General features: G+C 75.0%; 12 protein-coding genes and 2 pseudogenes. 3 read left to right on the forward strand and 11 right to left on the reverse strand.

All coding sequences use genetic code 11. The features are described from left to right. Positions 1–6: 6 nt before the first annotated feature. Complete coding sequence (locus tag BS73_RS34030; protein ID WP_037578176.1) at positions 7–4,869, forward strand: hypothetical protein; 4,863 nt, start codon at positions 7–9, stop codon at positions 4,867–4,869. A gap of 167 nt (positions 4,870–5,036) precedes the next feature. Here the strand turns inward: BS73_RS34030 and bioD are convergent, their stop codons facing one another. Genes bioD through bioB form a run of 3 tightly spaced genes read right to left on the reverse strand, consistent with a single transcriptional unit; the run spans position 5,037 to position 8,196 of the window. Further along, positions 5,037–5,741, reverse strand: a complete 705-nt coding sequence (gene bioD, locus BS73_RS34035) for a dethiobiotin synthase (protein ID WP_037578177.1) — start codon at positions 5,739–5,741, stop codon at positions 5,037–5,039. Between the two features lie 51 nt (positions 5,742–5,792). Beyond that, complete coding sequence (locus tag BS73_RS34040; RefSeq protein ID WP_037578178.1) at positions 5,793–7,127, reverse strand: adenosylmethionine--8-amino-7-oxononanoate transaminase; 1,335 nt, start codon at positions 7,125–7,127, stop codon at positions 5,793–5,795. Continuing rightward, positions 7,120–8,196 carry a biotin synthase BioB gene (gene bioB, locus BS73_RS34045; protein ID WP_235215624.1) on the reverse strand — a complete coding sequence of 359 codons (1,077 nt, stop codon included), beginning with the start codon at positions 8,194–8,196 and terminating at the stop codon, positions 7,120–7,122. Before bioB ends, BS73_RS34040 begins: the two co-directional genes overlap by 8 nt. Positions 8,197–8,318: 122 nt before the next feature. Here bioB and BS73_RS34050 point away from each other — a divergent pair, with 122 nt between their 5' ends. Beyond that, the gene (locus BS73_RS34050; protein WP_037578180.1) at positions 8,319–9,500 is read left to right on the forward strand and encodes an aminotransferase class I/II-fold pyridoxal phosphate-dependent enzyme; all 1,182 of its coding nucleotides are present in this window, start codon (positions 8,319–8,321) and stop codon (positions 9,498–9,500) included. Positions 9,501–9,548: 48 nt separating this feature from the next. Here BS73_RS34050 and BS73_RS34055 read toward each other — a convergent pair whose 3' ends face one another. Continuing rightward, entirely contained in the window at positions 9,549–10,274 is a 726-nt protein-coding gene (locus BS73_RS34055; RefSeq protein WP_037578181.1) for an SDR family oxidoreductase, read from the reverse strand. Positions 10,275–10,382: 108 nt separating this feature from the next. Here BS73_RS34055 and BS73_RS34060 point away from each other — a divergent pair, with 108 nt between their 5' ends. Continuing rightward, a complete protein-coding gene (locus BS73_RS34060; protein WP_037578182.1) occupies positions 10,383–10,973 on the forward strand; it encodes a TetR/AcrR family transcriptional regulator in 591 nt (196 codons plus the stop codon). Positions 10,974–11,041: 68 nt separating this feature from the next. Here the strand turns inward: BS73_RS34060 and BS73_RS34065 are convergent, their stop codons facing one another. The 7 genes and pseudogenes from BS73_RS34065 to BS73_RS34095 all read right to left on the reverse strand — a co-directional run bounded on the left by BS73_RS34065 (position 11,042) and on the right by BS73_RS34095 (position 20,060). Next, a complete protein-coding gene (locus tag BS73_RS34065; RefSeq protein WP_051941320.1) occupies positions 11,042–11,407 on the reverse strand; it encodes a hypothetical protein in 366 nt (121 codons plus the stop codon). Between the two features lie 214 nt (positions 11,408–11,621). Continuing rightward, positions 11,622–13,253, reverse strand: a complete 1,632-nt coding sequence (locus BS73_RS34070; protein ID WP_037578183.1) for a glycerol-3-phosphate dehydrogenase/oxidase — start codon at positions 13,251–13,253, stop codon at positions 11,622–11,624. A 140-nt stretch (positions 13,254–13,393) separates the two neighbouring features. Next, positions 13,394–14,926: a glycerol kinase GlpK gene (gene glpK / locus BS73_RS34075; protein WP_037578184.1), complete on the reverse strand. Its 1,533-nt coding sequence runs from the start codon at positions 14,924–14,926 to the stop codon at positions 13,394–13,396. 66 nt (positions 14,927–14,992) lie between these two features. Further along, positions 14,993–15,703: an MIP/aquaporin family protein gene (locus tag BS73_RS34080; RefSeq protein ID WP_037582472.1), complete on the reverse strand. Its 711-nt coding sequence runs from the start codon at positions 15,701–15,703 to the stop codon at positions 14,993–14,995. A gap of 313 nt (positions 15,704–16,016) precedes the next feature. Then, positions 16,017–16,787 (reverse strand): IclR family transcriptional regulator, encoded by a 771-nt coding sequence (locus tag BS73_RS34085; protein WP_037578185.1) that lies wholly within the window; start codon positions 16,785–16,787, stop codon positions 16,017–16,019. A gap of 222 nt (positions 16,788–17,009) precedes the next feature. Beyond that, positions 17,010–17,959: pseudogene (gene mmuM / locus BS73_RS34090) on the reverse strand (homocysteine S-methyltransferase). 23 nt (positions 17,960–17,982) lie between these two features. Further along, a pseudogene (locus BS73_RS34095) lies at positions 17,983–20,060 on the reverse strand (CocE/NonD family hydrolase).

Below are 20,060 nucleotides of genomic sequence, written 5' to 3' on the forward strand. Positions count from 1 at the left end.
AGAGACATGTACGAGCTGAACCGCGTGCGGTTGTACTCGATCGGCCCGGCCGGCGCCCGCTACGCCGACACCGTGCTCGATCTGCGCGGTGTCGGCGACCCCGTCCCCGAGCCCGGCCCCCAGCAGCCCGGACTCTTCGGCGAGGAGCCGGCCGGCCCGCCCCGCCGCCCGGCCCCCGCCGGCGTCCTCTTCCTGGAGAACGGCGGCGGCAAGTCCGTCCTCCTCAAGCTGATCTTCTCGGTGATGCTGCCGGGCCACCGCAACACCCTCGGCGGCGCCAGCTCCGGCGTGCTGCGGAAGTTCCTCCTCGCCGACGACTGCGGCCACGTCGCCCTGGAGTGGCAGCACACGGTGACCGGCGAGCTGGTCGTGGTGGGCAAGGTCAGCGAGTGGCGGGGCCGTCAGGTCTCCTCCGACCCGCGGAAGTTCGCCGAGGCCTGGTACTCGTTCCGCCCCGGCCCCGGGATGACCCTGGAGTCGCTGCCGGTCGCCGAGCGCGTCGTCCTCCCCCCGCATCCGGCCGTCCCCTCGCCCGCCCAGGCGCCCGACGACTCCCCGGCCGGCTCCGACGGGCAGCCCGGGGCCGACGCGGCCGCCCCGGCCGCCGCGCTCGCCCCCGCCCGCCCCACCGCGACCGGCCGCCGCCGCACCATGAAGGGCTTCCGGGATGCCCTCACCGAGGCCGGCAAGGCCTACCCGGACATCGAGGCGGTCTGGGAGGAGACCCACGAGCGCTGGCTCGAGCACCTCGGCGAGCTCGGCCTGGATCCCGAACTCTTCCGCTACCAGCGGGAGATGAACGCCGACGAGGGCGAGGCCGCCGGCCTCTTCGCGGTCCGCAACGACACCGACTTCTCCGACCTCCTCCTCCGCGCGGTCACCGACACCCGGGACACCGACGGCCTCGCCGACCTGGTGCACGGCTTCGCGGCCAAGCTCGGCCGGCGTGCCGAGCTCACCGCCGAGCGGGACTTCACCGCCGGCTCGCTCGACCTGCTGCGCCGGATCGCCGAGGCCTCCGAGGCCCGCGAGTCCGTCCGGGAGCACCACCGCCAGGCCGACCGCCGCACCCGCCGCCTGGTCCGCTCGCTCGCCGCCCGCGCGGAGGAGGAGCGGGCCCGCGCCGGCGAGCTGGCCACCGGCGTGGCGGACGCCGCCTCCGCCGTCCGCGAGGCCGAGGCGACCCGTACCGGGCACTCCCTCACCACCGCAGAACTCGCCCACCGCCACGCCTCGTTGAGCCTGGCCGCGGCCACCTCCGAGGCCGGCGCGCTGCGCCGCGAGCTGCTGGACGCCCGTACCCTCCACTCGGCCTGGCAGGCCACCGAGACGGTGCTCCGGCGGCGGGCCGCCGCGGACCGCTCGGCCCGGGTGACCGCCGCGATCCGGGAGGCCGAGCGGGACGCCGCCCCGGCGCTCGCCGCCCGCGCCCGCGCCGCGGCCGCGCTGGTCCGCGCACTGGAGCGGGCGGCCGGCGAGGCCGAGACCCAGGCCGAGGAGCTGGAGCAGCGCGCCTCCGCCCTCCAGGAGGACGGCGAGGCCGCGCACCGCGACGCCACCGCGGCGGCCACCGCCGCGCAGAAGGCCCGCAGCGAGGCCGACCACCTCCGCCAGCGGCTCGCCGAGGTCGAGCGGGAGACCCAGGCCGCCGTCGAGGCCGGCTGGATCGAGGCCGCCGCCCCCGCCGGCGGCGGTACCGGCGGCGAGGGCGCCGGGTCGGGCTCCGCCCCCGCCCCGGCCGTCGACCCGGCCCGCGCCGCGCTGGACGCCTCCGGCGCCGAGCAGTCCGCGGCCAGGGCCTGGGAGCAGGCCCGGGCCCACTCCGACCAGGCGGCCGCCCGCGCCCGCGAGGCCGCGGCCGCCGAGAACCGCGCCGAGCTCGCCGCCGCCCGCGCGGACGACGCCCTCCGGGCCGCCCAGCGCGCGATGGCCGCCGACCGCGGCGCCGCGGTCCAACTCGCCGCCGAGCCCCGCCTCGCCGAACTCCTCGGCCTGAGCCCGTACGACGCGGACCGCGCGGCCTACCCGACCGCGGACGCGGACCAGGCGGCCGGCGGCCGGCCCGACCCGTCCGATCCGCCGGGCCCGTCCGGCCTCCCGGCGATGCTCACCCCCGAGGCCCTGGACGGCCAGGCGGACGCCCTCCGCGAGCTGCTGGAGGAGTCCGTCGCCGGCGCCGAGCGCTCGCTCTTCGACCTGCGGACGGCCGCCGCCGACGACGCCCGGATCCTCGGCGCCCTCGGGGACGGCGGGCTGCTGCCGCCCGGCCCCGACGTCCTGGCCACCGTCGAGCACCTCGGCGAGCACGGGGTGCCGGCCCTCCCCGGCTGGCGCTACCTCGCCCAGTCCGTGGACCCGGCCGACCACGACCGCATCCTGGCCGCCCGCCCCGAGCTGGTGGACGGCGTCGTCGTCACCGACCCCCAGTCGCTGGAGCGCGCCCGCGAGGCGCTCTCCGCGGCCGCCCTGCTGCCCCGCTCGACGGTGGCCGTCGGCACGGCCGCGGCGCTGATCGCCCCCATCACCGACGCCGCCGACGGACCCTCGGCCCAGGGCTCCTACTTCGTCGTCCCGCCCAACCCGGCGATGCACGACGAGCACGCCGCCGACGACGAACGCCGCAGGCTCCGCGAACGCGCCGGCGAGCGGGACGAGCGGATCCGCGACCTCGCCGCCCGCCTCGGCCACGACCGCGGTCTCCTCTCCCGCCTGGAGTCCTGGCGGGAGACCTGCCCCGAGGGCTCCCTCGCCGAGCTCGCCGAGGCGGTCGACGCCGCCCGCGAGGCCGCCACCGAGGCCGGCGCCGAGCTGGTCGCCGCCCGCGCCGCCCACGGCGAGGCCGAGGCCGAACGCTCCACCGCGGCAAGCCTCCTGGAGGAGCGGCTGGAGGCGTACCAGACGGCCCGCCGGCGCGCCGACGCGCTGGCCGGCCTGGCCTCCCGGCTGCGCGAGGTGCCCGCCTGGCAGCGCCGGCTGCGCGAACTGGCCGAGGAGGTCGCCGAGGCCGAGCAGCGCCAGGAGCTCTGCGCGGAACGCGCCCGCCTCGGCGACCAGGACCGCCGCGGTGTCCAGCGCGCCGCCGACGACGCCCGCCGCACCGCCCGCACGCTGCGCGCCGAACGCGCCGAGGTGGCCGGCAACGACACCAGCTGGCTGGACGAGACGGACCCGGGCGCCGAGGACGACACCCCGCTGGCCACCCTCCGCGACGCCTACCGGGTCGCCTCCCAGCTCTACGAGAAGGTCGGCGTCGGCGCCGACCTCCGCGCCGAGCAGGCCCGCGCGGAGAGCGACGAGGCCGCGGCCGGCGCCGAGCTGGAACGCCTCACCAACAAGGTCCGCACCCGCGCGGAATCCCTGCTGAGCTCCACCGACGCCGCCGACGGCCCGGGCCGGCTGGCCGCCGTCGCCCGCGCCGAGGAGCTGGTGCAGAACATCGAGGCCCGCTCGGCCGCCGCCAGCGAGCAGCTGGGCCGGCTCCGTGCCGAGGTCGAGCGCAGCGCCCCCGCCGAGGGCGAGCACCACACCGAGCTCCCGGACGACCTGGTCCCGCAGGACCCCGAGCACGCCCAGACCCTGCTGCGGGCCGCCACCGCCCGGCTGGCCGAGGCCGGCGACGCCCTGGACGCCGCCCGGGCCGCCCACGCGGACCTGGTCCGCGGCTACGAGTCCACCCGCGCGGCCGCCGCCGAGTTCGAGGAGCTGGCCGGCCAGCTCCGGGACAACCTCCGCGATCCGCGCGGCGACCACGGGCGTGACGCGGAGGGCGAGGAGGCCGCCGAGTCCGCCCCCGCCGAGCCGGCCCCCTACGAGGGCAGCACGGCGGAGGCCCGCACGGCCGCGGCCGAGTCCCGCCGCGCCCTCCGGGCCGCCGCGGGCGAGCTCTCCGCCGCCGAGATGGCCGTCCGCGACGCCTCCGACGTCCTGGTCCGGCACGCCAACGCGGCCCGCTACGAGGCCGTTCGGACGCCGGCCCGCCAGCAGATCCGGGAGCTCCCGGCGGCGGCGCTGCCCGAGCACGCGTCCCGCTGGGCGGACGCCTTCGAGCCCCGGCTCCGCGTCCTCACCGACGAGTTGACCCAGCTCGAACGGAACCGCGACAGCATCGTCGACCGCCTCCGCGGCCTGGTCGAGTCCTCCCTCGCGACCCTCCGCTCGGCGCAGCGCCTCTCCCGCCTCCCCGACGGCCTGGGGGAGTGGTCCGGGCAGGAGTTCCTCCGGATCCGCTTCACCGACCCCGACCACTCGCTCCTCACCGAGCGCCTGGGCGAGGTGATCGACGAGGCGACGCGGGCGGCCGTCCGCAAGAACTCCGACCTCCGCCGGGACGGGATGACCCTCCTCCTCCGCGGTGTCCACGCGGCCCTGGAGCCCAACGGCATCACCGTCGAGATCCTCAAGCCGGACGCCGTCCTCCGGGCCGAACGGGTCCCGGTGAGCCAGATGGCCGACGTCTTCTCCGGCGGCCAGCTGCTCACCGCCGCCATCGCCCTCTACTGCACGATGGCCGCCCTCCGCTCCAACGACCGGGGCCAGGCCAAGCTCCGCCACGCCGGGACGCTCTTCCTGGACAACCCCATCGGCCGGGCGAACGCCACCTACCTCCTCGAACTCCAGCGGGCGGTGGCCCGCGCCCTCGGGGTCCAGCTCATCTACACCACGGGCCTCTTCGACACCACCGCCCTCGCGGAGTTCCCCCTCGTCATCCGCCTCCGCAACGACGCCGACCTCCGAGCCGGCCTCAAGTACATCTCGGTGGAGGAGCACCTCCGCCCCGGTCTCCCCGACCACGACCCCCAGGGCCCCGCCATCCACGGCGAGGTCACCGCCACACGGCTCTACCGCCGCCCAGCCGAATCCGAGACATAACCCGCGCGCCTTTCCCGCACGCCTTTCCCGCGCGGCTTTCCCGCGTTCCTTTCCCGCCCCTTGCCGCGCGCCTTCGCCGCGCCCCGAAGCCCGTGCCGAAGGCGCGCACAAGGGGCGCGGGGATCTGCACGCCCAGCCGTCAGCGCCGCCCCACCCGGTCGACGGTGTTAACCGAACGCGCCCGCCGCCCCGCCCAGCCCCCGTACGAACCACCCCGGCGCGGCGCGCCGAAACGCCCCGGACGCCAGTCCGCCGACCCCGCTCGGCACCACCCCGCCCAGCGGCGCGCCCGCCACCACCCCCAGCTCGGCGACATTGCAGCGCTCCGCCAACCCCGGCTCCGACGGCCAGCATCCGATCACCACCCCCGCACAGGCCAGCCCCCGCCCGCGCAGCGCCTCCGCCGTCAGCGCGGTGGCATTCAGCGTCCCCAGCCCCGCCTCGGCGACCACCACCACCGGCGCCGCCAGCATCCCCGCCGCGTCGGCCAGCGTCCCCCCGTCCCCGTCGAACCGCACCAGCAGCCCGCCGGCCCCCTCCACCAGCACGAGATCGTGCCCGGCCGCCAACTTCCCGGCGGCCTCGGCCACCTGACGCGGGGTCACATACGGCAGCCCGGCCCGCCGCGCCGCCGTCGCCGGCGCCAGCGGATCCGGGAACCGCCCCAGCTCGACCCCCGTCACCTCCGAACCCGCCAGCCGCCGCACCTCCGCGACGTCCCCCGGCTCGCCCTCCCGCACCCCCGTCTGCGCCGGCTTCAGCACGGCCACCCGCAGCCCCGCCCGCAGGGCGCAGGCCGCCAGTCCCGCGGTGACGACGGTCTTCCCGACTTCCGTCCCCGTCCCGCTCACCACGACGACCCCACGCACCATCGCACCCGCCTCTCCCTCAGCCCTCGCCCCACAGCCCTCAGCCCTTAGCCCTCAGCCCTTGGCCGCCGCCGCGCACATCCCCGCGCAGATCCGCTCCAGCTCCTCCCCGCTCACCACATACGGCGGCATCGCATACACCAGATTCCGGAACGGCCGCAGCCACACCCCCTGCTCCACCGCCGCCCGGGTCGCCGCCGCCATGTCCACCTCGTGGTCCAGCTGCACGACCCCGACCGCCCCTAGCACCCGCACGTCGACCACCCCCGGCAGCCCGCGCGCCTCCGCCAGCCCCTCCCGGAGCCCGCGCTCGAGCCCGTGGACCTCGCCCCGCCAGTCCCGCGAGAGGAGCAGCTCCACCGAGGCCCGCGCGACCGCCGCCGCCAGCGGATTCCCCATGAAGGTCGGCCCGTGGGCCAGCACCGGCACCTCCCCCCGGGAGATCCCCTCCGCGACCCGGGGCCCGCACAGCGTGGCCGCCATCGTGAGGTAACCGCCCGTCAGCGCCTTGCCCAGGCACAGCACATCAGGCAGGACCCCCTCCTCGCCCGCCCCCGCGTGCCGATGCGCGAACAACTCCCCGGTCCGCCCGAACCCGGTGGCGATCTCGTCGAAGACCAGCAGCACACCGGACTCGTCGCAGGCCTCCCGCAGCACCCGCAGCAGCCCGGGGGAGTGGAACCGCATCCCGCCCGCCCCCTGCACCACCGGCTCCACGATCACCGCCGCCAGCTCGTCGGCGTGCCGCCGGACCGCCTCCCGCAGCGAGGCCGCGTACGCCGGGTCGACCTCGCTCTCCAGCCCGCCCGCCGGCGGCTCCGGCACGAAGACCTGCTCCGGCAGCACCCCCTCCCACAGCCGGTGCATCCCCCCGTCCGGATCGCACACCGACATCGGCTGCCAGGTGTCCCCGTGGTATCCGCCGCGCCAGGTCAGCAGCCGCCGCTTGGCGGGCCGCCCCAGCGAACGCCAGTACTGGAGGCACATCTTGACCGCGACCTCCACCGCCACCGAGCCGGAGTCGGCCAGGAAGACGTGCTCCAGGCCGGTCAGCCCGGCCAACAGCCGGGCCAGCCGAACCGCCGGCTCATGCGTCAGCCCGCCGAACATGACATGGCTCATCCGCCCCAGCTGCCGCTCCGCGGCGGCGTTGAGCACCGGATGGTTGTAGCCGTGGACGGCGGCCCACCAGGAGGCCATCCCGTCCACCAACTCCCGCCGCCCGTAAGCCGGTCGGGCCAGCCGCAGGCGCGCGCCGGAGGCCGACTCGACGATCAGCGGCTGCTGCCGCCCCGGCATCGGCCCGTACGGATGCCACACATGCCGGCGGTCCCAGGCCAACAGCTCCGCCGGCTCCAGCGGCGCGGGCCCGGGCACGGACTCAGGCATTCGGCGGCAACTCCGTCCCGACCCCGCGCCGCCGCACCGCGACCCGCTCCTCCGACTCCGTGTCCCCTTCGGTGGAGAGCGCCTCCGCGCCCACCACCTCGAACCCCGCGTCCGCGATCATCGCCAGGTCGGCCTTCCCCGCCTGCCCCTCGCTGGTCAGGTAGTCGCCCAGGAAGATCGAGTCGGCCACATGCAGCGCCAGCGGCTGCAACGTCCGCAGATGGATCTCCCGCCCGCCGGCGATCCGCACCTCCGCCGCCGGGCAGACGAACCGCACCATCGCCAGGATCCGCAGGCAGCGCTGTGGGGTGAGCTCCCACCGCCCCTCCAGCGGCGTCCCGTCGAACGGGATCAGGAAGTTCACCGGCACCGAGTCCGGATCCGACTCCCGCAGGGCGAAGGCGACCTCGACCAGGTCCTCGTCGCTCTCGCCCATCCCGGCGATCAGCCCGGAGCATGGCGAGAGCCCGGCCGCCCGGGCCCTCTCCACCGTCTCCCGCCGGTCCTGGTAGGTGTGGGTGGAGCAGATCTCCCCGTACATCCCCTCCGAGGTGTTGAGGTTGTGGTTGTAGGCGAAGGCCCCGGCCTCGCGGAGCCGCTCCGCCTGACCGTCCTTCAGCAGCCCCAGGCAGACGCAGACCTCCACCTCCGGATGCTCGGCGTGCACCGCCTCGACGGTGGACGCCACCCGCTCCACGTCCCGGTCGGTCGGCCCCCGCCCGCTGGCCACCAGGCAGACCCGGCGCGCCCCGCCGGCGATCCCTGCCCCGGCCGCCGCGGCCGCCTGCTCGGCGCGCAGCCAGCTGTACGTCAGCACGCCGGCCTCCGAGCCCAGCCGCTGGGAGCAGTAGGAGCAGTCCTCCGGGCACAGCCCGGACTTGAGGTTCACCAGGTAGTTGAGCTTCACCCGCCGCCCGCGGTGGTGCCGCCGCACGCGCCCGGCCGCGGCCACGACGTCGAGCAGTTCGTCCTCCCGCGAGCGCAGCACCGCCAGTGCCTGCGCGCGCGTCGGCGCCTCGCCCTTGAGGGCCCTGTCCACCAGCTCATCGAGCTCATCGCGAAGATCCACGACCAGCATCCTGGTGCCCGGGGACGAACGGCCGATAGGGCGAATCCCCACAAAGCCGACCCCTGGCACTCTGTGCAGGTCGACCCTATGGGATGGCACTGGGTGCCACTAGGGTCCCCGCCATGATCGCCCCCACCCCACCCGGCGCCTTCGACTGGCTGCACGCCTCCCACGCCCGCCGCCGCGCGGCCGGCCTGGAACGCACCCTCCGCCCCCGCGCGGCCGACGTGCAGCTGATCGACCTGGCCGGCAACGACTACCTCGGCCTGGCCCGGCATCCCGAGGTCACCTCGGCCGCGGCCGAGGCCGCCGCCCGCTGGGGGGCCGGCGCCACCGGCTCCCGCCTGGTCACCGGCAGTACCGGCCTCCATGCCCGCCTGGAGGTCGAACTCGCGGAGTTCTGCGGCTTCCAGAGCGCCCTGGTGTTCTCCTCCGGCTACACCGCCAACCTGGCCGCGGTGACCGCGCTGACGGCCGCGCCCGGCGCACTGATCGTCTCGGACGCCCACAACCACGCCTCCCTGATCGACGGCTGCCGCCTCTCCCGGGCCCGCGTCGAGATCGCCGCCCACGCCGACCCGTCCGCATTCGCCAAGGCCCTCGACACCGCCCGGCACGAGCCCGCCCCCGCCGCCGCTCCCGCCCTCGCCGTCACCGACGCCGTCTTCTCGGTCGACGGCGACGCAGCCCCGCTCACCCCCCTGGCCGAACTCTGCCGCGCCCGCCCGCACACCGGCCTCCTCATCGACGACGCCCACGGCCTCGGCGTCCTCGGCGAGGGTGGCCGCGGAACCGCCCACGCCTTCGGACTCGCCGGCGCCCCCGGCCTCGTCGCCACCGTCACCCTCTCCAAGTCCCTCGGCAGCCAGGGCGGAGCCGTCCTCGGCCCGGCCGCGGTGATCCGCGAACTCACCAGCGCGGCACGGACGTTCGTCTTCGACACCGCCCTCGCCCCGCCCGCCGCGGCGGCCGCGCTGGCCGCCCTGCGGCTGCTGCGCCGCGAGCCCGGCCGCCCCGCCCGCGTCCGCGACCACGCCCGCGCGCTGTACGAGGCACTGTCCGCGGCCGGCCTCGGGCCGGTCCGGCGCCCGGAGGCCGCGGTGGTCTCCGTGCCCGCGCCCACCCCGGACGCCGCCGTCGCCTGGGCGGCCGCCTGCCGCCGAGCGGGCCTGTCGGTGGGCTGCTTCCGCCCCCCGTCCGTCCCCGACGGCATCCCCCGCCTCCGGCTGACCGCCCGTGCCGACCTAAGCCCCACCGAACTCGCCGGCGCGGTCAAGGTCATCACCTCGACAGCCCCGCACTGACGGGCCGGCGCCACGGACGGATGACCGGCGGCCGGGGCGGTCCCGGAGCTAGCCCCCCGCGAGGACGGCGCCCCCGTCGACGGTGAGCACGGTTCCGGTGACGAAGCGGTTCTCCATCAGATAGAGGTGTGCCGCGGCGATCTCGTCCGGCTCGCCGATCGACTTGGTGAGTGTCCGCTCGGCCAGTGCCGAGAACAGCGCGGCACGCTGAGGCTCCGGCACCGGGTCCCACAGCGGTGTCCGCACCGCACCCGGGCGGACCGCATTGACCCGGACGGGGGCGAGCTCCGCCGCCAGCCCCCGGGTCAGTCCCTCCACCGCGGAGGCACTGGCGGCCGCGAGCGCCGTGCCGGGTGCGGGGCGCACCGCGACCGTCCCGGACGTCAGCACGATCGATCCCCCCGGCCGGAGCCGCGGGGCCGCGTGCTTGACCGCGGCGACCGCGCCCCAGAACCGGACCTCGGACAGCTCCCGGGCGCTGTCCAGGGGCAGGTCCGCCAGCGGTTGCGGGCGGACCGAGTCGCCGGCCGTGTACACCAGGTGGTCGAGCTCGCCGACACGGGCGAACAGGGCGGCGACGTCGCCCTCGTCGCGGGTGTTGACGACCACCCCCTCGCAGCTGTCCGGCAACCCCGCGAGTGCGGCCTTCAGCCGGCCCTGGTCGCTCGACGCGATCGTGACCGCCGCCCCGGCCGCGGCCGCGGCGCCGGCCGCCGCCAATCCCATCCCCGAACTGCCGCCGATGACGACGACGCGCTGACCTGCAAGAGCCATGGTGGCGCTCCTCTGCCTCGAATACCCCGCAAGGGGCTGATGACTCACTGAGTCGTCAGCATAGCACCGGCGATGACTCACTGAGTCATCGCTGATAGAGTGGCGGGCATGCCACGATGGGACCCCAATGCCGAAGACCGGCTCCGCGAGGCGGCGGTGGAGCTGTTCCTCGAGCGTGGGTACGAGAACGTCACCGTCGCGGAGATCACCGAGCGGGCCGGGCTGACCCGGCGCTCGTTCTCCCGCTACTTCGCGGACAAGCGGGACGTGCTGTTCGCCGGATCCGAACGGCTTCCTGCCGTCCTCGCCGACTCCGTCCGGCAGGCCGACCCCGCACTCCCGCCCTTCGAGGCGCTGCTGGCCGCGCTCATCGAGACCGCCGGCCCGCTGACCGACCAGGCCGCCCTCGTCGCGCAACGGCAGGCGGTCGTCCGGACCAGCCCCGAACTGCAGGAACGCGGGCGTACCAAGCTGGCCGCCGCGACCGAAGCGGTGGCGGAGGCGCTGCGGGAGCGGGGCACCGCCGCATCGCAGGCGGCGCTACTCGCGGAGGCCGGGATCGCGGTCTTCCGGACCGCCTTCCAGCGCTGGACCGACCGCCCGGACGAAGCCGGCCTGCCGGCCCGCATCCGGGAGGCGGCCGCCGACCTCGCCGCCGGCCTGGCCGCGGTGGACTTCACCGCGCTGCCCCGCCCATGACCCGGACGCCGCCGACGCCGACGCCGTAAGGCTTAGGCGTACCAGGCCCCGACCCGGCCCGCCCATTGCTACCCCGCTACGCCCCCGGCCCCGCGCCCCGGCCCGCTACGCCCCGCCCGCTCCCGCAGCCGCGCCTCCCGAAGCGCCGTCTGCCGCGCCTGGGCCGCCCGGCGGGCGCGCCGGGACGGCCGCCCGGTCCCGGCGGCGTTGGCCCAGGCGGTATGCGTCCCGGAGCCCCAGTCGCGCTGAGCGGCGATCTGATGCGCCACCCAGATGTCCAGCCACCCCCACACCGTGCCCAGCACCCCCGCACCGCTGACCGCGATCGCCGGCAGGAAGAACCACGCGTGGGTCAATGCCGCCAGCACCGTGACCATCAGCGACAGCACGGTGAAACTCAGGATGAGGAACGCCCGTACCGACGCCCTCCGCACATCGTCCGGCGTATACCGGCGCCGCCCCGTCCTTCGCACTCCACCGACCTCCCAGGCAGACACTGCCCGACAGGTCCCCCGGCACACGCCGTTCGGGGCACATTCTCATCACAACCGGCCATAACCCTTACCGGCGCGGTCGAACCCCGAACACAGCGGCGGGCCGGGATCCGCCATGCGAACCCCGGCCCCACCGCGGAGGACTGACGGAGCGTCAGCCCTCCCGCCCGCGCAGGAACGCGTCCACCTCGGCGCGCACCTCCTCGGTGTCCAGCCCGCGCACGGTCACCGTGGTCCGCCGCCGCAGCACGTCGTCCACCGTGTACGCCCACTCCTGCTCGGCGGCGAAGGCCACCTGCGCCCAGATGTCCGGGCCGTCCTCGTGGATCGGCCGGCCCAGCTCGGGCCGCTCGGCGACCAGCCGCGCGATGTCGAAGGAGAAGGTCCCGTAGTGCCGGGCGAGGTGGGCGGCCACCGCCGGGTCCATCCGGGTGCCCGGCGCCCGGTCGACCAGCAGCCGGTGGGCCACCGCGTTCGGCGAGCCGACGCCCGGCAGCGGCACGGACCGGGGGATCGGGGCCATGTCCTCGGCCAGCCCGGCCCCCGGCACCTGCGCCAGCTTGGCCAGCACCGTCCGCCCGATGTGCCGGTAGGTGGTCCACTTGCCGCCGGCCACCGAGAGCATCCCGCCCTTGCCCTCGGTCACCACGGTCTCCCGCTTGGCCGACGCGGTGTCACCGGGCCCGCCCGGCAGCACCCGCAGACCCGCGAACCGATAGGTGATCAGGTCCTTGTCCAGGTGCTCGCCGAGCACCGCGTGCCCCGCCTCGCCCAGGATCTGGTCCACGTCGGCGTCGGTCGGACGCACCTCCGCCGGGTCCCCGGTGAACTCCTCGTCCGTGGTGCCCAGCAGGACGTGGTCCTCCCAGGGGATCGCGAAGGACACCCGGTACTTGTCGATCGGGATGGTCAGCGCGGCCTTCCACGGCGCCTTCCGCTTGACCACCACGTGGGCGCCCTTGGAGAGCCGGATGGACGGGGCCGCGCCCGCGTCCTCCATCTTCCGCAGGTGGTCCACCCACGGACCGGTGGCGTTGAGCACCAGCCGGGCGTCGACGCCGAACTCCTCGCCGCTCATCCGGTCCCGCACCTCGGCGCCGGAGACCCGGCCCCGGGTGAACCGCAGCCCGGTCACCTCGGCGTGGTTGAGCACCACGGCGCCGGACTCCACGGCCGCCCGCACGGTCATCACGGCGACCCGCGAGTCGTTCATCTGGTGGTCGCCGTAGACGGCCACCGAACGCAGCCCCTCGGTGCGCAGCGCCGGCACCTGCTCGCGGGCGTGCGCCGGGGTGGTGACCCGGCCCATTCCGTCCCGGAACATCGACAGCGCCGAGTAGAGGAAGACGCCGGCGCCCAGCACCGGGGCCGAGTGCGGGCCGCCCTTGTAGACCGGGACGAAGAAGTTGAGCGGGTTCACCAGGTGCGGGGCCACGTCGGTGGCCAGCGCACGGCGCTCCTTGTGGTTCTCCGCGACCAGCTTCACCGCGCCGGTCTGCAGGTACCGCAGCCCGCCGTGGACCAGCTTCGAGGACGCGCTGGAGGTGGCGCCGGCGAAGTCGCCGGCGTCCACCATGGCGACCTTGAGGCCGGACTGGGCGGCCGTCCACGCCACCGCGGTGCCGAGGATGCCGCCGCCGATGACCAGCAGGTCGTAGGTGGTGCTGCTGAGGAGGTTCCGGGACTCCGCCCGGGTGGCGGTGCGGCCGGGGGTGTGGCCCGCGCCGAGAGTGGGGAGTCCGCCGGATTCGGCAGGGCTTCCGGGGGAGGTGGGGGTGATGGTCATGATGCGGTCCGGCGGGTTCTCCGCCGTACTCCTCTCACTTCGGCAGGCAGGTGGAACTCGGACGGCCGCCGCCGCGGGCCGGCGCGGGGGAGGCGCGGTGCCGATCGACACCGCGTCCCCGCGCGCCGGCGGCGCGGAGGTCAGCTGTCCGCGGGCTCGTCCTCCTCGACCCAGCCCATGGTCCGCTCCACCGACTTGCGCCAGTTGCGGTACTCGCTTTCGCGGACGTCCTTCTCCATCCGGGGCGTCCACTCCGCCGCCACGTGCCAGTTGGCCCGCAGCGTCTCCAGGTCCGGCCAGAAGCCGACGGCCAGGCCCGCGGCGTACGCGGCGCCCAGCGCGGTGGTCTCCGCGATGTACGGCCGCACCACCGGGGCGTCCAGCACATCGGCGATGTGCTGCATCAGCAGGTTGTTGGAGGTCATGCCGCCGTCGACCTTGAGGGCGGTGAGCTCCACGCCGGAGTCCTTCTGCATCGCGTCCACCACCTCGCGGGTCTGCCAGCTGGTGGCCTCCAGCACGGCCCGCGCGAGGTGGCCCTTGGTCACGTACCGGGTCAGCCCGGTGATCACGCCGCGCGCGTCGGACCGCCAGTACGGGGCGAAGAGGCCGGAGAACGCCGGGACGATGTACGCCCCGCCGTTGTCCTCGACCGTCGAGGCGAGGGTCTCGATCTCGGCGGCGGTGGAGATGATGCCCAGCTGATCGCGGAACCACTGCACCAGCGAACCGGTGACCGCGATCGAGCCTTCCAGGGCGTAGACCGGCTTCTGCTCGCCGATCCGGTAGCCGACCGTGGTCAGCAGTCCCTGGTACGAATTGACCAGCCGCTCACCGGTGTTGAGCAGCAGGAAGGTGCCGGTGCCGTAGGTGGACTTGGCCTCGCCCTCGCTGAAGCAGGTCTGGCCGAAGAGCGCCGCCTGCTGGTCGCCCAGCGCGGAGGCGACCGGCACGCCCTCCAGGTCCCCGACGGCGGTCCCGTACACCTCGGCGGAGGAGCGGATCTCCGGCAGCACGGTGGCCGGCACCTTCATCGACTCCAGGATCTTCGGATCCCACTGCAGGGTGTGGAGGTTCATCAGCATCGTCCGCGAGGCGTTGGTCACGTCGGTCACGTGCCTCCCTCCGTTCACACCCCCCGTCAGATTCCAGATGACCCAGGTGTCCATGGTGCCGAAGAGGATCTCGCCCCGCTCGGCGCGCTCCCGCAGGCCCTCGACGTTGTCCAGCAGCCAGCGGATCTTCGGCCCGGCGAAGTAGCTGGACAGCGGCAGTCCGGTCTCCCGCCGGAACCGGTCCTGGCCGACGTTCCGGCCGAGCTCCTTGCACAGTCCCTCGGTGCGGGTGTCCTGCCACACGATGGCGTTGTGCACCGGCTCGCCGGTGTTCTTGTCCCACAGCAGGGTCGTCTCGCGCTGGTTGGTGATGCCGATGGCGCGGATGTCGTCCTTGCTCAGCCCGGCCTTCTGGAGGGCCCCGCGGATCACGGACTGCACCCGGGTCCAGATCTCCGTCGCGTCGTGCTCGACCCAGCCCGGCTGCGGGAAGATCTGCCGGTGCTCCTGCTGGTCGACGGAGACGATGCGGCCGTCGGCGCCGAAGATGATGCAGCGGCTGGAGGTGGTGCCCTGGTCGATGGCGGCGATGTACTGACCGTTGCTGCTGGTGGTCATGGCGGTTGTCCTTCGGGCGAGTTGACGAATGGTGGGACGGGGGCGACGCGAAGCGGTCCGTGCGGCCTAGAACGCCAGGTGGTAGAGGCCGCCGGCGGCCAGCCCGCCGACGATCGGCCCGACCACCGGGATCCAGGCGTAGCCCCAGTCTGAGCCGCCCTTGTGCGGGATGGGGAGAAGCGAGTGGACGATCCTCGGGCCGAGGTCGCGGACCGGGTTGATGGCGTACCCGGTCGGCCCGCCGAGCGAGAGGCCGATGCCGACCACCGTGAAGGCGGTGATCAGCACGCCCATCCCGGAGAGGCCGAGGCCCTTGGTCAGCCCCTCGGTGAGGATCAGGATGCAGAGGACGACGGTGGCGATGATCTCGGTCATCAGGTTCTGCACCGGGTTCCGGATCTCCGGGCCGGTGGAGAAGATCCCGAGGGTCGGCTCCTCGTTCTCGCGGAACTGGCCGTAGTAGACCAGCCAGACCAGGACCGCGCCGAGGATGGCGCCGACGATCTGCCCGGCGAAGTACAGCGGCACGTGGCTCCACTGCCCCGACTGGACGGCGATCGCCACCGTCACCGCGGGGTTGAGATGGGCCCCGGAGAGCGGGCTCGACACATAGGCGCCGACCATCACGGCGAATCCCCAGCCGAGGGTGATCGCCACCCAGCCGGCGCCTATCGCCTTGGACTTCTTCAGGCTTACGGCGGCGACGACACCGTCACCGAGCAGCACGAGCAGCGCGGTGCCGATGACCTCGCCGAAGAATATGTGGCCGTTGGACACAAAGACTCCCTTGTCCTTGCCCGGTTCGGTGTCCAGGTAGGTGGTCGAGCCGAACAGTTCGTGGATCGGTACATCGATCAGGCGGGCCGAGCCCGCCAACCGGAGGTGATCCGTCCGGTGTTCGACATTGTCGACCCTGATCCGGCAGTTTTCACCTCCCGTTACCGCCGCGTCAAGGCCGGGTGTCGTAAATGTGTGCGGCATCTCTGTGGTGATCGGTGAAACGCCAGGTGAGCATGGGTTTCCGAAGGCGTGCCAGGGGCCCCGGCGGCCCGGCCGGGGTGTCACGAAGTCCATCTCCGTCACAAACCGCTCAGAACCTGGGCGCGCCCAGATCGCGCGAGATCGACCGGGAGGCCTCCCGGACCGACGCGACCAGCTCCGGTCGCACGGTCCCGAGCGCCGGATCGCAGACCCGCTCGACCGGTCCGCTCACGCAGACCGCGCCCACCGGGTTCCGCCGCCGGTCCTGGATCAGCGCCCCGATCGAGGCCACCCCGGGCCAGGTCTCCTCCACGGCGGCCGCCCAGCCGCGCTCCCGCACCAGCGCCGACTCCTCGTCGATCGCCACCGGGTCGGTCAGCGTCCGCACGGTGTAGGCCTCGGGTTCGCCCTCGGCCAGCTCCCCGCGCGCCACCGGGTCGTACGCCAGCAGCACCTTGCCCAGCGCGGTGGAGTGCAGCGGCTGCATCGACCCCACCTCCAGCACCTGCCGGGTGTCGTCCGGGCGGAAGACGTGATGGACGATCAGCACGCCGCCGTGGTGGAGCACTCCGATGTAGACCTGCTCCCCGGACGAGCGCGCCAGGTCATCGGCCCACACCAGGGCCCGCGCCCGCAGCTCGTGGACGTCCAGATAGCTCTGCCCGAGCCGCAGCAGCTCGGCCCCCAGCTGGTACTTCCCGCTCTCCGGGTCCTGCTCGACGAAGCCCTCCTGCTGCAGCGTCCGCAGGATCCCGTGCGCGGTCCCCTTGGCCAGGTCCAGCGAGGCGGCCACCTCCGACAGCCCGAGCCGCCGCTCCCCGCCGGCCAGCAGCCGCAGAATCGCCGCGGCCCGCTCCAGCGACTGAATCGGCCCAGGCATCCCGCCGCACCTCCACCGTCCCGTTCGACAATGCAGACCAGCATAGGCCGATGTCGTCCGGAGCACCCACCACCCCCACCGACGACCTTCTCGGCGGGCGCCCCCGCAGGCGCGCCGAAGGCGCAGCGCAGAGGCGCGGCGCACTACGCGGCCCGCCCGCTCCACCCCCCGGCGACGCCAAGGGGGCCCGGGGGCCTCCCCCCGGTTTCGGGAAGGGGCGGGCTAGGGGGAGAGCCCCTCCCCGGCGGCCCCCGCCACCTCATCCGCCAGCCCAGCGATCTCCCGCGGCCCCACCCGGCAGCACCCGCCCGCCAGCCGGGCCCCTCCGCGACCCACCCCCGCACCCGCCCCGCATCGAACGTCGCCCGGCCCACCCAGGCCCGCGCCCCCGCGTCCCACCGCTCCCCGCTGTTCGGATAGACGACCACGGGCTTCCCCCCGGACGTCCGCCGCGCCACCGCCACCGCCGCGTCCGCATCCTTTGGCGTGCAGCAGTTCACCCCCACCGCCGCCACCTGCTCCACCCCGGCCACCAGCCCGAACGCCTCGTCCAGCGGCTGCCCGGCCCGGGTCCTGTCCCCGGCGATACTGAACGACAGCCACACCGGGACGTCCACCCCGGCCACCGCGGTCAGCAGCGCCTCCGCCTCCGCCACGTCCGGCACCGTCTCCAGCGCCAGCACATCGGCCCCGGCCCCGGCCAGCGCCTCCACCCGCGGCCGGTGGAAGTCCACCAGCTGACGGGTACTCAGCCCGTACCGCCCGCGATACTCGGAGCCGTCCGCCAGCACCGCCCCGTACGGGCCCACGGACCCCGCCACGAACAGCCGCGACGCCTCCGCCCCGGCCACCCCGCTCCGCCCGGCCGCAGCCCGCTCCGCCGTGACCGCCTCCGCCGCCTCCCGCGCCAGCCGCACACTCCGCCGGATCAACGGCTCCGCCTCCGCCCCCAGCCCCACCGAACTCGCCTGGTAGCTGGCGGTGATGGCGACCCGCGCCCCGGCCCGGAAGTAGGCGGCGTGCGCCTCGACCACCGCCTCCGGCCGATCCCGCAGCAGCCGCGCCGACCACAGCGAGTCCCCGAGATCGTGCCCCTGCGCCTCCAGCTGGTTGGACAGCCCGCCGTCCAGCACCACCACCCCGGCGTCCAGCGCCGCCGCGAACTCGTTCATCCCCTCACCCCGGGCAGCCCCGCTCACCCCGCCGTCCGCGGAATCCTCTTCGACCACTCCCGCTCGAAGACCACCTTCCCGCCCTCCTTCGCGGTCACCCGGTCCACCGTCCGGAACGCCTCCTCGTCGCAGCCGATCTCCGACCGGGTCGCGATCGAGACGTCCCAGCCGCGGTCCGGCCTGCGCAGCCGCACCGACCACTCGGAGCGGGTCCGCGCGCTCAGCGGGTCCCGCTCCAGGATCCGATAGGTCTCCAGCGCGTCCTCGGTGAACTCCAGTCCGTCCGGATAGATCCGCGTCCCGCCGTACCGCGGGTCGACCTCGAGCACCCACTCGCCGGCGGCCACGTCCCGCCGCAGCACCCGCTCCGGGCGCGGCCCGGCCTCCGGCTCCGGATAGACCACGCCGAGCGGCGGCGCCTGCTCCGGCTCCTCGAAGACGATCCGCGGGCCGCCGGCCGGGTCCTCCGCCCGCTGCCCGTGGTGGCCGCTCCGGCCGCCGCCGCGCACCGGCAGCTCCACCACGCTGTGCGCCGGGTCCACCCACACTCCGGCCGCCTCCGGCTGCGGCCACACCCACGGCCAGTACGCCGTCGACAGCGACAGCCGGATCCGGTTACCGGGCGCGAACGCGTACCCGGTGCCGTTCAGCTCCCACTCCACGTCCTCGGTGGCGCCCGGCGTCCAGGTCTCCACCCGGTCCCGCCCCGCCGCGCCCCCAGGTTCAGCACCCCGCGGGTCACCAGCGTCGAGGCCCCGTCCGGCCGCACCTCGCAGAGCCGGGCGATCACCTGCCCGCGCCGCGCGTCGGAGCGCAGCCGCAGCCGCACCCGGGGGCGGCCCAGGACCTCCACCCCGGCCGCCAGCTGCCCGGAGTCGAAGACCACCGACCGCCCGTCCTCCTCCCGCTGGTCCGGCGGCAGGTCGGACTCGTTGCCGAACGGGAAGAACCGCCCGGCGTCCACCCCGGTCTGCTGCGGCGAGCTGACGTGGACGAGACCGCCGGTCTCCACGCCCTGAGGCCCCCTCAGCTCGTGGTCCAGCCGGTACGGCGTGGGGTGGACGCTCGGCGCCGGCCACTCCGCCTCGCCGACCCAGCGCCCCGGCAGCACCCGATGGCAGGTGGCCGGCGGCACCGAGCCGGTGATCCAGGCCCGCAGCAGCGGATCCCGTTCCACCCCGGTGCCGGCGTCGTCCTTCAGCCAGCGGTCCCACCACCGCAGGGTCTCCTGGAGGAAGCCGATCGCCGGCCCCGGCGGCAGCCCCCGGTCGGGGTACTGGTGCGACCACGGCCCGATCAGCCCGCGCACCCGGTCGTTGCCGTGCTTCGGCAGCTGCTCCACCAGCCGCAGCACGGTGTCCCGGTACGGGTCGTTCCAGCCGCCGACGGCGAGCACCGCCGCCTTGATCGCCCCGTAGTCCTCGCAGACGCTGCCGTGCCGCCAGTAGCGGTCCCGGGTCTGGTGGTCCAGCCAGGTGTGGATGAACGGCTCCAGCCGGTCCAGTCGCTCCAGCCAGCGTTCCCGCCAGACCTCCCCGACCATCGCAGGGTCCGGCGGCCGGGAGGCGAAGGCCAGCATGGTCGCGGCCCAGGCGTGCATGTCCACCGCGAGTACCGAACCGCCGGTGTAGTGGACGTCGTTGTCGTAGCGGTCGTCGGTGGAGCAGACGGTGACGATCGCCTTCAGCGGCTCCGGCGCCCGGGCCGCGATCTGCAGCGAGTTGAACCCGCCCCAGGAGATCCCGAACATCCCCACCCGCCCGTTGCACCAGGGCTGCCGGGCCAGCCACTCCACGACGGCGACGCCGTCCAGCGTCTCGGTCTCCGAGTACTCGTCGGTGACCAGCCCCTCCGAGTTCCCGTGCCCCCGGATGTCGACCCGGACCGAGGCGTAGCCGTGGCCCGCGTACCAGGGGTGGCGCTGCATGTCCCGCGGCGCGGTCCAGTCGCCCAGCCGGTACGGCAGGTACTCCAGCAGGGCCGGCACCGGTTCGCCGGTGACGGGCCGCCAGATCCGCGCGTACAGCCGCACCTCGTCGGTGACCGGGATCCAGACGTCCTGCACCTCGGTCCGGTAGGGAAGCTCCTCGGCGATCCTCAT

This window comes from Phaeacidiphilus oryzae TH49 (assembly GCF_000744815.1).
In the GTDB taxonomy this organism is placed as follows: Bacteria; Actinomycetota; Actinomycetes; order Streptomycetales; family Streptomycetaceae; genus Phaeacidiphilus; species Phaeacidiphilus oryzae.

Coding starts and splice junctions, on each gene's coding strand:
- BS73_RS34060 (WP_037578182.1), top strand. CDS start 10,383: ATGCCACGATGGGACCCCAATGCCGAAGACCGGCTCCGCGAGGCGGCG.
- bioD (WP_037578177.1), bottom strand. CDS start 5,741: ATGGTGCGTGGGGTCGTCGTGGTGAGCGGGACGGGGACGGAAGTCGGG.
- BS73_RS34040 (WP_037578178.1), bottom strand. CDS start 7,127: ATGCCTGAGTCCGTGCCCGGGCCCGCGCCGCTGGAGCCGGCGGAGCTG.
- BS73_RS34085 (WP_037578185.1), bottom strand. CDS start 16,787: ATGCCTGGGCCGATTCAGTCGCTGGAGCGGGCCGCGGCGATTCTGCGG.
- BS73_RS34055 (WP_037578181.1), bottom strand. CDS start 10,274: ATGGCTCTTGCAGGTCAGCGCGTCGTCGTCATCGGCGGCAGTTCGGGG.
- BS73_RS34050 (WP_037578180.1), top strand. CDS start 8,319: ATGATCGCCCCCACCCCACCCGGCGCCTTCGACTGGCTGCACGCCTCC.
- BS73_RS34030 (WP_037578176.1), top strand. CDS start 7: ATGTACGAGCTGAACCGCGTGCGGTTGTACTCGATCGGCCCGGCCGGC.
- BS73_RS34070 (WP_037578183.1), bottom strand. CDS start 13,253: ATGACCATCACCCCCACCTCCCCCGGAAGCCCTGCCGAATCCGGCGGA.
- glpK (WP_037578184.1), bottom strand. CDS start 14,926: ATGACCACCAGCAGCAACGGTCAGTACATCGCCGCCATCGACCAGGGC.